Here is a 12,363-nt window from a genome sequence, read left to right as displayed (position 1 = left end):
CGCCGTTCCGGAAACGCGTGATCGACCGGCGGGAGCTATATGATCCCCGGTGTTGCTGGCGATTTCGTCGATGACGGATCCGCGCCGGACGTCACATGTCCCCCATGGGGGACAAATCGGACCCGCGTCGCGCGTACATCTCCGCCTCCGGCCTGGTTCCGGGTGGCGGGACGGACTCGTCACGGCAGCACGGGATTTGGGAAAGGACGAGGCATCATGACCGCGCAACCCACCGTTTTCGGTAATCACAAGGGCGGCGTCGGTAAGACGCAGGCTCTCACCCTCGCCGCGGCCGAGCTGGCCAAGCGCCGCAACCGGGGCGGTGCGCCGCGGCGCGTGCTGTGTATCGACATGGATCCTCAGGGCAACCTGACCCGCCGCATGGGCTACCTCGAGGAGCAGATCGAGGAGCGGCCCAGCATGGCTGAAGTCATCCAGACCGCGTCCTCCGAGGTGCTGCGTTCGTGCCTGCTGCCGTGCCAGTGGGACGGCGACTGGGCCGACAACATCACCCTCGCGCCGTCGCGTATCGAGCTGGAGAACCGGGTTCCCGAGGCGGGGGTCCCCGGCTCGCACCTGCGCCTCCGCCGGGCGCTGACGCCGCTTCTGGGCGAGTTCGACGACGTCCTCATCGACGTCGCCCCCACCCTCGGACATCTGCTGCACCTGACCCTGGCCTCGCGGGAACCCGACGCCGACGGCCACGGCGTCAACGTCATCGCGGTCATGACACCGGACTACGACGGCCTACGTGGCGCGCGCCGCCTCGACGCGATGATCAACGACCCGCACTACCAGCTGTCACTGTCCATGCGGGCACGGCTGATCGGGGTCATCGTCAACAAGGTCCGCACCGGGGTGTCGACCCACAAGACCCGCACCGAGGAGGCCGCCGCCACCTGGGGTGAAGCGGTGTGGAACCCACACCTGGCGCTGTCCGCGGGCGCGGAGCGGGCCGTCGAGTTCTCTGAACCACCACAGTCCGCCGACGACTCCAAGACCCGCATCGCGATGCAGATGTCCGCGGAAGCCTACGTTGACCGCTACCTCGCCGTGATCGGTGAGGCCGAGCTGCAGAAGGTGAGCAACTAGATGGCGCGCCGAGAAATCCCCAAGGTCGAAGGCACCACCGTCGTCCTCGAACGCGGTGTCGCCGGCGGCGACAGCCCGGCGACTGCGCACCTGCCGGCCGGGATCGCCGCCGCCGTCGCGCATCCGCCCGTCGCGGTGTCCGCGCCGGTCGCCGACATCCCCGAACCCTACGAGCAGCCCGACGCGAGCGGGGAGCTCACCGCAGCCGAGCGCGGTCACCTCGAGGCGTGCGAAGCGGCACTGGATGTGCTGCGGGTGGCGTTCTGGCGCGCCGGCAAGGCGTTGAAGGTCATCTCCGCCGCGCGGCTCTACCGCGGCACCCACGCCACCTTCGAGGAGTACGTGGTCGACCGCTGGCAGATGCAGACCTCCCACGCCTACCGCCTGATCAGCGCCTCGACGATCGCCGAACCGATCGCCTTGTCCCCGATGGGGGACAAGATCAACGAACGGCAGGTGCGCGAACTGTTGCCCCTGGTCGACCGACACGGCAACACCGCCGCCACCGACCTGTATCTCACCCTGGCTGGCGAGGCTGCCGCCGCCAGCAACGGCCCGAAGATCACCGCCGCGCTCGTGCAGAAGGCGGTCGTGGCGATCGTCGCTGCGCTGCCGGAGGGCGCCGGCTGGGACCGCGATACCGTCCTCGAGGTTGTTCGCGTCGTGCTCGGTCTTGCCGGGACGCCCGAGGCCGACGAGCAGGCCGACGAGCAGTCGCGAACCTGGTTCGCCGCCGAGGGGCAGCGGGTCGCTACCGTCGCCGACAAGGTCGCCAAGCGAGCTCAGAAGCACCCTGACGAGGCCCGCGCCTTCGCCGCCGCGCTCATCGCGCATGCCCGTCGTATCGAGAAGGCTGTCGGCAAAGAGAGCAAATAGTGCGGCATCAGGGCGCGTTCGAATGTGTGCCCCGGCGCCCTTAGCGATCTTGGTCGGCCAGGTATGCGATCAAATAAGCGACACTTAGTGCACCGGAGTGTCTGCCGCTACTTCATCCGGCCCCAACACGCCCAATCTCTCGATGACCTGCCCCGCGGCGGGTTTCGCGCCCATGGCCTGGTAGCGGGTGAGTGACTCGCCCAGCAGTTCACGGGCGTACTTTCGCGCACCGCGGTTGGCTTCGAGGATGCCCATCATGTGCAGGGCGTCGGCCTCGCCGTGCACGTCGCCGTTGCGGCGTGCCATTGCAAGGGATTCGGAGTAGTAGCGCCGGGCCAGGACAGGGTCTTCTCTCTGATGGAAGATTTGGCCGAATTGGCGAAGCGCCCCGACATGTAGCCTGCGGTCACCGACTTGCTCTGCAAGTCGAACGGCCTGTTCCATTCTGCTTAGTGCGGTGTCGAGCATACCCAGCTCACGGTCACAGGCGGCGATGTACAACAGCGACCAGCCTCGGCCGTGTGGATCGTCGGATTTCTCAGCGGAATCGAGCGCCTTGCAGAAGCAGGAGCGTGCTTGCGGCTCGCGGCCTTCGAGTAGATTCACCGACCCCATGCCGCGCAATGATTCCTCTACGAGCCGTAGGTCGCTCAGCGTTCGGGCGGACTCGTGTACGTCGCAATAGGCCTTGTAAGCGGCCCTGTATTCCCCGATGTGTCTACTCGCCTCCGCGAAGCCCCAACGCGCCACCATGGCACGTCTGCTCGAACCGAGGTCCTGCGCGATCTCGTACGCCTGTGCGTAGCAATTCGCGGCGGGCTCGTAGGCGAAGGCGAGGTGGTAGTTGGTGGCCAGGCCGAACAGCGCATCGCGTTCGGCGTCGCGGTCGCCGTCGAAGCGGGCGATCTCCAGTGCGCGGATGAACAGGCCGCGTGCGTCGTCCCACTGCCTCAGGCCCGACAGGGCCGCGGCGAGCAGCCGAGCCAGTTCACCGGTCCGCTGTTCGGATGCCGCCTCGCGCACCAATTCGACCAGCATTGCCTGTTCGCGGGTCAGCCAGGTTTGAGCCGCTGCGACCGCGCCGGGCGCGAAGGGTCGCCGCGGGCGCGTGAGGATGCCGGCCATCACGAAACGTTCCGGCGGAATAAGAAGTTCGGCGATCTGCAGACTGTGGCCGACGAGCCGGTGTAGCACGGCGCTGCGCACGGAGGGGGGGTCCTCGCCTGCTGCTTGGGCGCGCGCAAACATGCGTACCAGGTCGTGGATGCGGTAGCGCGGGCCTTGTTCGCTCATGAAGTCCAGCAGACCGGCTTCGTGGAGGTGTCGTGCCTGTGCGTGGGCCATCTCGACGGGCACATCCGCCACAGCCGCGAGGATCTGGGGGGTGATCTCGGTACCGGGGAACCAGCCCAGCAAGCGCATCGTGCGCTGCAACATCGGGTCTGACAGGCGCTGGTAGGACATGTCGAAGGCCGCGCGCACACTGTCCTTCTCCGCCGCGAACGCGTCCAGGGTTCGCTCGGCGGACCGATCGTTGATCTCTCCGGCGCGACCCTGTTGCATCCTCTCGGTCAGGGAGGTGAACTCGGCGGCCGCGGAGCGCAGCATATCGGGGCCACGGTAGGCGAGTTGGCCCGCCATCAGGCGGATCGCCAGCGGCAGGCCACCCGAGGCCCGAAGGACCTTCTGGGCAGCGTCCCGGTCGTAATCCGGCGGCAGCTGTCCCAACGTGACCAGCAACTCCTCGGCCTCCGCCATGGGCATGCTGTCCAACGGCAACGGGGTCACGCCAGTCAATCCAGTCAGGTCGTGACGGCTGGTGATCAGCACGAAGCAGCCGGGCGCGTGGGGCAGCAGCTCCAGAACTTGTTGCGAGTCGAGTACATCGTCCAAGACGATGAGCATGCGCCGGTCGCGCATCACGCAGCGCCACTGTTGCGCGCAATCACCGCGGCTGATCAGTTCCGGCGCCCTTCCCATCTCTATCAGCATCTGCTCGAGCGCTATCGCTGGGGCGAGCGGGGGCTGGCCGTCTGTGTGCCCGTGCAGCTTCTTCCAGAGAACCCCGTCCGGATACCGCTCGGCGAAGGTATCCACCAGCCAGCGGGCCAACATCGTCTTCCCCACGCCGGGCAGCCCGTTCACCACATGAACGGCGGGTCCGCCGTGATCAAGATGCGCCTCGATGCGGTCCCGCAGCCACTGCTGTTGCTCGTAGCGGCCGACAAAGGACGAGGAGACGCGGGCGATCCCTCGCCCTGACGGCCTCGTGGTCGTTCCTGCACGTGCGTCTCGGTAGGCGTCGAGGTCGGCGGGCGGCATCGCTAGGAGGTCGGCAGCATCGACGAGATTGTCCCAGCGAGTCGAGTAGATGACTGCCAGGTTCTTGAGCACCTCCAGGGTCGGGCGCGGCTGGCCGCGGCCGCGGCCGCGCGGTCCGGGCCAGGATTCGTACTCCGAGATCCGGCTCGACCTCATCGGTGCGGTGGGTTTGCCGCTGAGCCAGTTGTAAGCCGCGGCGACCTTCTCCTGGGTGAGCTCGTTGGCCAACCGCCACGCCTTGCGTGGGCGACATCCACGCTGCCGGAGCTCGGCGACCAAGGGTTCGAGCAGATCGTGGTCGCTCAGCCCGGCCGACACCAGGATTTGGCGGAGTTGTTGACGCACGGCGGCACCGACATCGCTGGGCGACTCCGGCTCGAATTCGATCATCGACGGATTCACCACGCGCGGCGGCCGATCGGTCCGGGACCTCGACAGCGGGCCCGGTGCTGCGGGAGGTGCGAACACCGCCGACGGAAGGCTGTGCGGACTCGGCCCGGGGACGGGCCGGTCCTCGGTGGTGAGCCGCTCCCAAGTGCGCATCACCTCCTCGACATCCTTCTTCGGGACTTTGCAGGCGCGGACGAACCGCTCGACGTGGTCACGGTTGATGGGCAGTGCAGTATTGCCATTGGACACGAAGTTGTAGGCGGTGCTGCGGGGAATTTTGGCGATGGTGGCGATGTGCGCGGCCGAGCGGCCAGATCGCTGCTTCAGGAACTGCAGCACGTCGAGGAACTCTCGCCCTGACCGCGCCCGCGCCAACTGATCGCTGAGCGGGGGGATCATCGCCGTGAGCCGCCGTCGCCCAGCAGGATCCGCACGGCCTCGACCAGGCGATGCCAGCCTGAGCCGCCGCCCAGAGTCGGCACCACGATGACCACTACGCCGAGCACCACCGCCAAGGCGATCCCGATGGTGGTTTTCGGGTCGGCACCCGAGCGGATCAACGACCACGCGAACACCAGCGCCCCCAGTGTCAGCACGCAGGTCACCGTGACCGCCGGCCAGGTCCATTCGCGGCGCTCATTCGCCGGGGGCGGTGTCTGTGCGGGCGGTGGAGCATCGCGTTCCGCTGGGGTGTTCGGTACAGGGGGAGGGATGGCGGGAGGGACGGAGTCGGTGGGCATCCGTTCGTCGTTCATGGCGTTCTCCGAGGTCACGCGCAGGCGCGGAGGGCCCGGAGAACTACGAAACGACCCGGGATGCGCCGAGACAAGGTCAACAGTGAATGCTGCTGACCCACTGGCGATCTCGGGTATGTCGTTGCTCCGCACACACCGCTCATTGGTTGGCATGCAGTCGAGACATCAGGCATGGGGCCGGGGCTCACACCGCGGTCCGAAGTTGGCGTCCTCACACCGCGGTGCTGCGGCATGGAGCCGCAGCTGCATCTCGAATGATGGCCCGTCGGTCGCGGCTTTGCCCAGCCTTACCCCGTGTTCCCGAAGCAGTTCGTGTCCAACATCTTTCAGGGGGTGATCGCCAGGAAGTGCGCACCTCGTTGGACAGTCCGAGGGAACCGTTGGACATCTTGTGAGAATTCCCCAACAGTCACGACGTTTGTGCTGTTCAACGGCTTGAACGGTGCCACAGACTCTGGCGAGCCGGTGGGATCGAACCTCAGGGGAAACCTTGCGACCATAGAATGGCATCGAGGGATGACCGTTGGCATGCAGTCGAGCTCGAGCCGCGAGGCGGTCCGTTGGCGTCGGACACCTCCACAGCAGAAGGCCCCGATCTCTCCGAGGGATCCGGGGCCTTCGACGTTGAGCGCTGGTGCCGACCGCAAGTAGTTGGCGATCTTGGTCGGCAAGGTATGCGTGCGAGAATCCGACTGGATGCTGTCACGTGACGCGTCATCGGTGTGGTCTGGAGTTGGTAGGGCGGATATCTGCCGCCGCCCGAGGATGCCCAAGTCGATCTGTGTGACGGGCTCAGCACTCTGATCGCTGGTTTGCTAAGAATGGTCACCGACGGGCATGTGGGTCTAGCGCTCCGGGTGTGAGTGCTGGTTTCGGTGTGCAGCGTGATCTGCTAGGTGTCGGTCGCCGACCGGATAGTTGGCGTGTAACCGTGTCTGGGCCCGTGCCGCCGAGCGAACCTGCACCGTGGGGGCGGGCAGGGTGACCGAGACCTTGCGCATTGAGGGATCGCGAAGGCGCAGTGGATACGGTCCTCCGGAGCAGGTACCTGAGTCTCAAGATCGGCCGGGCTCTCGGTGACCAATCGGTGCAGCACTCTCCTCGAACGGGTTTTGTGTGTGCTGAAGCCGAAGTGAGATCGGGAACGATCTGGAACTGCGCTTGGTCTGGTCCAGGACCTTGTGTGCCGCAGCCCTTTTCGCTTTGTCCTCGGTACGAACAGCGACGAAGGCCGCAAGGAGGCGCGCAGGCCCGTCTTGCGTGAGCCACACGACGAACAAGACGAGCGCGAGACCGAACGCGAGGCCCCCGTGAGTGGTGAACAGTCCGACAATGAACACCCGTCATCCCCTGCCTGCCCGCGGGGTGACACGACTCTGTCGGCTGTCGAGGATGTGACTGCTCGATTGCCGCCGAACCGATCGTAGAAATCGCGAGTCGATCTCGGACCTGGCCGAAACTTCCTGGCGTGGTCCGAATGCTGTGCCCCTCAACGGCTTCGCGGAGCGCAGCTCGACGGCGCGATTGCGGGCAAGGCATGTCCCAGGCGGCCGGATCGGGCCTACTATCGCGATGTCCCGGTGCGCGGGACCAGCCTTTTGATCGGGGGTGATCGGCATGAGCGTTCCTTTTCGAGTCGAGCTCGTTGCCGATGTCCTATTGCCGAGCCGGGCAAGGTATCCCCTCGTTCAGCTGATTCATCTTCCTGCCGGATATGGGGGGATTCGGCCCGGCGGGATCCGTATGAACAGATCAAGGATCACGAGTCTGGCCGGCAGCGGGCAGCGGGACGACTACGACGAGGACACCAGTCGTCGAGCAGTCCGTCGGCAGAAGGGCGCCCACGGCGATGGATGGAATTGGGCGCCATGACGGAGCTCGACGAAGGAAGAGCAGCGGATGCTGAATTGTTCGAGCTGCTACAGAAGGCACGTTTCGAGGGCCCGCACTGGGAGCGGGTTCAAGACAGGCTGGCGCGACACGGGTTGGGTGTGATGGGCGGGTGGCTGCGATCCGGAAAGATCTTCGCGGTAACCGCGGAAAAAGGGATCGCGCTCAATCCGACCGATGGCGAGCTGGCCGACCTGCAACGTAGCGCCGAGCTTCGGGCCGATCTGAAGACCATGTCCGTGGCTGTCGGCTTGTGCACCTTCCGCCGTCGGGCGCTCGACGGGAACGGTTGGGATCCCACCGGCAGGGCCAGCATGGCCACGTACTTCGTGACCGGCTGCGTGTTGGCCTTCGTCAACGAATTCACCAGACAGCGGAAAGAAGAGCAGCGGTGGGCTGCGCTCACACGCCTCGATGACCCTGGCACCGATCTGAACGGCCTCCTCACCAGCCTGATCTCCGCCCCGCCCGGAATGGGTCCCGAAGAATTCGCCACCCGCACCGATATGGTGCGCCGCGAACTGGCGCAGATGGAGGCGCGTGATCGGCGAATCATCTGGGCCAAGGCATCGGATTGGCAGAACGAGGAGATCGCCGAAGCCGAAGGGGTGACCTCCAAAGCTGTTGATCGCCGGTGGTCGCGCCTGATGGAGAAGGACGAATGGCTGCGTGCTCTTTCTCGTCGCAGGAGGACGACATGAGCAAGCCGTATCCGATCGTCGAGCATCGTGTCCTCGACAATGTTCCGCAGCCGAAGCTCTTCGGCGGGCGCGGGATCGGAAAGCTGTTGCCCGCCAAGCGAACCCGTACCGCCGACGAGGTACCGCGAAGGCGGGGAAATCACCGGCTGGTGTACCGGGTGGACGGCGAGTACATTCTCGACAATTTCGCACTGGCGCTGAACTCACCGACCGTGCTGGCCGCCACCGACGTCAGTGTGGTCGATGTCGCCCGCGACACCACGGTCATGGTGAACTTCGAGATTCCTTCGAAGGACGCGGGTGATTTCACCATTCGGGCCCGCTTCCTCGCCTCGGTCACCGACGAGATCGCGGTGGTGCGCGCCGGAACCTCCGATCTGCCGATGGCACTCGAGAGTTACCTGTCCGGTCACTACCCATTCCAGGAGATCGGGCAGTCGCACAACCTCGCCGATTTCAACGAAGTCCGGCTGCTGATCAACGCCCGTGCCAAGGCATTCACCACATTCATGCCACCGGCGCTGCCCGGGCTGAATCTGCGCTTCATCAGTGCCGAGGTACTCACGCCACGCGAGAGCAGGGACTTCTATGCCTCGCTGCGCACGGAGACGCACAAGACCAGTCTTGTCGATATCCAGCGACGTAATGCGCAAGGTCAGGAACTCGACCGCACGACGTTCGAGAATGTGACTGCCGACCTGAACCAGACCGGCCGGAATGATGCGGCGGACCAGCAACTCCGGTCCGACCTCGACCGTTTCCACACGATGTGGGCCGAGGTGCCCTCCGACCTCATGAGCCTCATGCGCTACGCGGCAGCGACCGGGCAGATACCGTACTCGGAGCTGATCGAGGCCATCCGCCAAATCGAGCCCGACACCGACCGCGCCGACAGCCACACCGATCGGGACGCGGCGCTGCAGGTGATCCTTGAGCTCCTCCAGGACCGGCACCTGCTCACCCGGGCCCTGCCTGGCCTGGAGACCGCGATCCAGCATCTTCGCACCGGATCAGCCGATCCGCCTAGGACCAATGCCAGCGCACCCAGGCCGTCGCGCGCCGAGCTTTCCCTGCAGCGGGTGGATGCGCTCCTGGACCGCGGATCTCTCGGGACGACCGACGCCACCGCGCTACAGAACCAAGTTTCCGACACCGACGTCGAGGAAGTGCTGCGCCTGGCGCAGGAACTGCAGCGGGTGGATGCGCTCCTGGACGACGGATCTCTCGGTGCGACTGCCGCCACCGCGCTGCAGAGCTCGGTCGACGACCGCGATGTCGCTGACACCATCGACCTCGCGTCGACCATGCTCAGCGGCGAGGAATCCGTACCAGGCTCTCGCCCGCCGGATCGATCCGAGCACGAAGACACAGAAGCCAGAGACGATAACGACCACTGACCCAGCGCACGCCCGACAAAGGACCAGTCGCCATGGTCGACCACGAGTAGTCCGGATTGCTGGCAGTTTTATGGCCTGGTCAGTGCGCCGGTGCGCCAATACTCGCCCATGGCGGCGTAGGTGTGGGGCTGGGGCATCGGTTCGGGGCGGAGCTGGAAGATCACGCCCGAGACATCGACTTCGGTGTAATAGGGGCCTTTTCGGAACCGGCGAACATCTCCGGGGCGCAGCACCGTGGTCTGGACGTCGTCGGCCGCGGCCTCGAGCAGGTACTCGACGATCTCCTCTTCGGTCGGTGCGACGCCGCGCCAGCACAACACGTACCCGCCGCCGGGAAGGGTGGGCCACAAGCGGAATCCGAGGCATTCGCTCAGCGGGCCGGGGGTATTGAACAACACGTGCATGACCCGCCCGAGCACCTCGAAGGTGTGAGGGTCCCACCCCAGTGCCTGAAATTCCTCGTCAGCTGTCGTCATGCCCGGCGATCTTCCTCGCCCGATCCGGGGCGTGCGGTGACGGCGCGCCGGTGCCGACCGGATCGGACTACCGCGCCAGCCTGAGCGCTTGCTCGACGTCGATGATCTGGCCGGCGCCGACGAGCCGGGACATGAGCAGGATGGCCGAGTCGTGCAGTTGCCGCGGTGGGTGGCGGGTGGTGTTCGAGGCGCAGGCGTCGGCCAGCACCCAGGGGGTGATGCCGGCCTCGAAGGCATCCAGGACCGTCTTCAAAACGCAGGCGTCGGTGGCGATTCCGCACACCATCAGATCGGTGACGCCGAGGTGGTCCAGCAGCTGTGTCCCCGCAGGGGTCAGGGCGGTATAGACGGTCTTGTCGATGACGTGCGCGCGGGGATCCTCGGCAAAGACCGTCAGTTCGTCGACGATGTCGGTATCCGGTGCATCGAGCAGCCCGTGCCATCCGAGCAGCCGCTGGTAGGGCGACCCGGGGTAGTTGAAGTAGCGGGTGAACACCACCGGATGACCGGTGTCCAGCCACCAGCTCACCAGGTCGGTGACCACCGGCACGACGTGTGCCGCAGCCGGGGTGACGAATCCGTTCTGCAGATCGACGCACAGCAGCGCGGGTCTCCACGGCGTCTCAGACGCACTCGGAGTCGGCACGAGACCTCCTGTTTTTCGCGCGGTTCTACCGACTGTGCGCAGGCGCGGCCGCGAGCCGGCGTTCCAGCTCGGCCACCGCATCGGCATGGCCGGACCGGGCGGGATCCATCACCCAGATCGGGTCCTTATAGAGCTGGAACCCGAGTGACGCCCAGGTGCGCTGTACCTTGGCCAGTTCCTCGTCGAACCGCGGATGTGCGGTCAGCCGGGCGTGGCCGTCGCGTTCGGTGAACAGGACGATCGGGAACGGGTTGGTGGCCACGACCTTGGCGTCGGCGGCGAACAGCCGCAGGATGCGGCTGATCAGCAACCGCCCCACACCACCGTGCCCGCGCCACGCCGGTGCCATGTGCACCCGGTCGATCAGCACGGCCCGGCTGCCGAAGACCCCGTCGATGTGGTCCATCAGGTCGGGGTGGAAGTCGGTGCCGTCGAACAGCACCCCGAAATGGTCGTAGTCCTCGGAGATTTCGTTGAGCAGCCGCGGAATGCGGGCTTCGACGCTGCGCGGGTCGACGATCAGCCCGCCCATCGTCAGGACCGTCCACTCCGAATACAGGTCCTCGCCGTCCTCGATGCGCGCGACCGACAGCGCCTGGTCCTGGTCGGGCCGCCAGTCGGTTCCGTCGGCGACGGCGACGGTGTAGGTGGCCTGTCCCGACCAGTGCAACATTCCTGGGTCGCTGTAGTCACCGACGACCGGACCTCCGATGTCCATGTTCAGGTTGAACGAGGTCCAGTCGATCGGGTCGGTCGGGGTCATCCGCCGATCCTAGGGCTGCTCGGATCGGGGTGCGGTGGAACGGATCTGGCTGATCCGGCCCTTGGTGATCCCGAGCCGTGCCGCGATCTCTTGATATTCGAGGCCCATGTCGTGGGCTTCCTCGATCGCTTCTTTGCGCATCAGCGCCAGCTCGGCGGCGCGCTGTTGGTAGACGTTCATCAGCTCGGTGGCCAGCTTCGCCCGCCGTAGCGGATCGGGATCGTCGCGGAGTTGGTCGAGTTCGTCCGTGGAGGGCACGGGTCAAGGTTAGGAGCTTTGGGCGGGGCGGTTTCAGAGAACACCCCCTCGGTTTAGTGCGGTAAACCGAGAGTTTAGCGAGCTAAACCGCTTGTCCGACTTGCCCGTTCACGGGTTTAGTCCACTAAACCCGTGGGTTTAGTGGACTAAACCGCAGTGGCCTGACCTGGGGCTATCCGATTCCGCGCAGGTTTACCCAACTAAACTGCCGCGGCCGATACCGTCGAGGTTCCCGACTTGCGAACCTCGCCCGAGTCGGGCGAGTCGCCCGAAAAGTGAGCAATGGCAATGGGATTCACCGGACCTGTGCTGCGGTGTTCTCGCATCGCGGTGTCGGTGGGCTCGGCCACCATGGAGGGATGAAACTCGGCTCCTTGCTCGAAACGCCTGCCTCCCAGGCCGACAACGAGAAGCGGATGCACCGCGCCGCCGGTGTCAGCAACGCGACACTGGTCTGCCACCGGCACACCTGGAACCACATCGACGGCTTCTGGACCTATGGCCTGCTCAGTCGGCACAACGCGGCGGTGTGGGACAAAGACGTGCGGTCGATCGGCAACGGCATGGTCGAGGTCCCGTTGTCGGGCCGCAATCTCGTGATGCTGCTGAAGCTGACCAACAAGCGCCGCCTGGCCGTCGAAGACCGGATTCTGGCGCGCCGCGTCTACGAGCAGGTCGCCAAGGTGATCGACGCCGTCGACCCCGACGCCAAACCCGGACACCCGCTCCCGCCGATCATCCTCGACGACAAACTCGGCAACCCTGCTACACCGGTCTGAGGCCCCCGGACCGGCCGG

Annotated in this window: 11 protein-coding genes; 5 read left to right on the top strand and 6 right to left on the bottom strand. The window is 65.8% G+C overall.

Annotated elements, in window-relative coordinates:
* Nucleotides 1-216: 216 nt before the first annotated feature.
* Both ACFXHA_RS43190 and ACFXHA_RS43185 read left to right on the top strand, forming a co-directional pair.
* A complete protein-coding gene (locus tag ACFXHA_RS43190; protein WP_379366864.1) occupies nt 217-1,092 on the top strand; it encodes a ParA family protein in 876 nt (291 codons plus the stop codon).
* The gene (locus ACFXHA_RS43185) at nt 1,093-1,968 is read left to right on the top strand and encodes a hypothetical protein (protein ID WP_379366862.1); all 876 of its coding nucleotides are present in this window, start codon (nt 1,093-1,095) and stop codon (nt 1,966-1,968) included.
* Nucleotides 1,969-2,052: 84 nt separating this feature from the next.
* Here the strand turns inward: ACFXHA_RS43185 and ACFXHA_RS43180 are convergent, their stop codons facing one another.
* Both ACFXHA_RS43180 and ACFXHA_RS43175 read right to left on the bottom strand, forming a co-directional pair.
* Complete coding sequence (locus tag ACFXHA_RS43180; RefSeq protein WP_379366860.1) at nt 2,053-5,079, bottom strand: tetratricopeptide repeat protein; 3,027 nt, start codon at nt 5,077-5,079, stop codon at nt 2,053-2,055.
* Entirely contained in the window at nt 5,076-5,435 is a 360-nt protein-coding gene (locus tag ACFXHA_RS43175; protein ID WP_379366859.1) for a hypothetical protein, read from the bottom strand. The genes ACFXHA_RS43180 and ACFXHA_RS43175 overlap by 4 nt, the downstream gene beginning before the upstream one ends.
* 1,868 nt (nt 5,436-7,303) lie before the next feature.
* Between ACFXHA_RS43175 and ACFXHA_RS43170 the strand changes: the two genes are divergently transcribed.
* Both ACFXHA_RS43170 and ACFXHA_RS43165 read left to right on the top strand, forming a co-directional pair.
* Nucleotides 7,304-8,026 (top strand): hypothetical protein, encoded by a 723-nt coding sequence (locus ACFXHA_RS43170; protein WP_379366858.1) that lies wholly within the window; start codon nt 7,304-7,306, stop codon nt 8,024-8,026.
* A gap of 212 nt (nt 8,027-8,238) precedes the next feature.
* On the top strand, nt 8,239-9,423 hold the full coding sequence (locus tag ACFXHA_RS43165; RefSeq protein ID WP_379366856.1) for a hypothetical protein: 1,185 nt from the start codon (nt 8,239-8,241) through the stop codon (nt 9,421-9,423).
* A gap of 68 nt (nt 9,424-9,491) precedes the next feature.
* On the opposite strand, the gene ACFXHA_RS43160 is transcribed toward ACFXHA_RS43165, so the two are convergent.
* The 4 genes from ACFXHA_RS43160 to ACFXHA_RS43145 form a co-directional block, all read right to left on the bottom strand.
* Nucleotides 9,492-9,899: a hypothetical protein gene (locus ACFXHA_RS43160; protein WP_379366855.1), complete on the bottom strand. Its 408-nt coding sequence runs from the start codon at nt 9,897-9,899 to the stop codon at nt 9,492-9,494.
* 67 nt (nt 9,900-9,966) lie between these two features.
* Nucleotides 9,967-10,545, bottom strand: coding sequence for an isochorismatase family cysteine hydrolase (locus ACFXHA_RS43155; RefSeq protein WP_379366853.1), 579 nt, complete (start codon nt 10,543-10,545; stop codon nt 9,967-9,969).
* A 25-nt stretch (nt 10,546-10,570) separates the two neighbouring features.
* Nucleotides 10,571-11,308, bottom strand: coding sequence for a hypothetical protein (locus tag ACFXHA_RS43150; protein ID WP_379366852.1), 738 nt, complete (start codon nt 11,306-11,308; stop codon nt 10,571-10,573).
* Between the two features lie 9 nt (nt 11,309-11,317).
* On the bottom strand, nt 11,318-11,566 hold the full coding sequence (locus ACFXHA_RS43145) for a sigma factor-like helix-turn-helix DNA-binding protein (RefSeq protein ID WP_379366850.1): 249 nt from the start codon (nt 11,564-11,566) through the stop codon (nt 11,318-11,320).
* Between the two features lie 359 nt (nt 11,567-11,925).
* Here ACFXHA_RS43145 and ACFXHA_RS43140 point away from each other — a divergent pair, with 359 nt between their 5' ends.
* The gene (locus ACFXHA_RS43140) at nt 11,926-12,345 is read left to right on the top strand and encodes a hypothetical protein (RefSeq protein ID WP_379366848.1); all 420 of its coding nucleotides are present in this window, start codon (nt 11,926-11,928) and stop codon (nt 12,343-12,345) included.
* Nucleotides 12,346-12,363 lie beyond the last annotated feature (18 nt).

This window comes from Nocardia sp. NPDC059240 (genome assembly GCF_042753865.1).
Lineage (GTDB): Bacteria > Actinomycetota > Actinomycetes > Mycobacteriales > Mycobacteriaceae > Nocardia.
This window is presented reverse-complemented; position numbering and strand designations above follow the sequence as displayed.

Excerpts from the sequence above, each read along its gene's own strand:
- ACFXHA_RS43190 (WP_379366864.1), top strand. The coding sequence starts at position 217 with ATGACCGCGCAACCCACCGTTTTCGGTAATCACAAGGGCGGCGTCGGT.
- ACFXHA_RS43185 (WP_379366862.1), top strand. The coding sequence starts at position 1,093 with ATGGCGCGCCGAGAAATCCCCAAGGTCGAAGGCACCACCGTCGTCCTC.
- ACFXHA_RS43180 (WP_379366860.1), bottom strand. The coding sequence starts at position 5,079 with ATGATCCCCCCGCTCAGCGATCAGTTGGCGCGGGCGCGGTCAGGGCGA.
- ACFXHA_RS43175 (WP_379366859.1), bottom strand. The coding sequence starts at position 5,435 with ATGAACGACGAACGGATGCCCACCGACTCCGTCCCTCCCGCCATCCCT.
- ACFXHA_RS43170 (WP_379366858.1), top strand. The coding sequence starts at position 7,304 with ATGACGGAGCTCGACGAAGGAAGAGCAGCGGATGCTGAATTGTTCGAG.
- ACFXHA_RS43160 (WP_379366855.1), bottom strand. The coding sequence starts at position 9,899 with ATGACGACAGCTGACGAGGAATTTCAGGCACTGGGGTGGGACCCTCAC.
- ACFXHA_RS43150 (WP_379366852.1), bottom strand. The coding sequence starts at position 11,308 with ATGACCCCGACCGACCCGATCGACTGGACCTCGTTCAACCTGAACATG.
- ACFXHA_RS43140 (WP_379366848.1), top strand. The coding sequence starts at position 11,926 with ATGAAACTCGGCTCCTTGCTCGAAACGCCTGCCTCCCAGGCCGACAAC.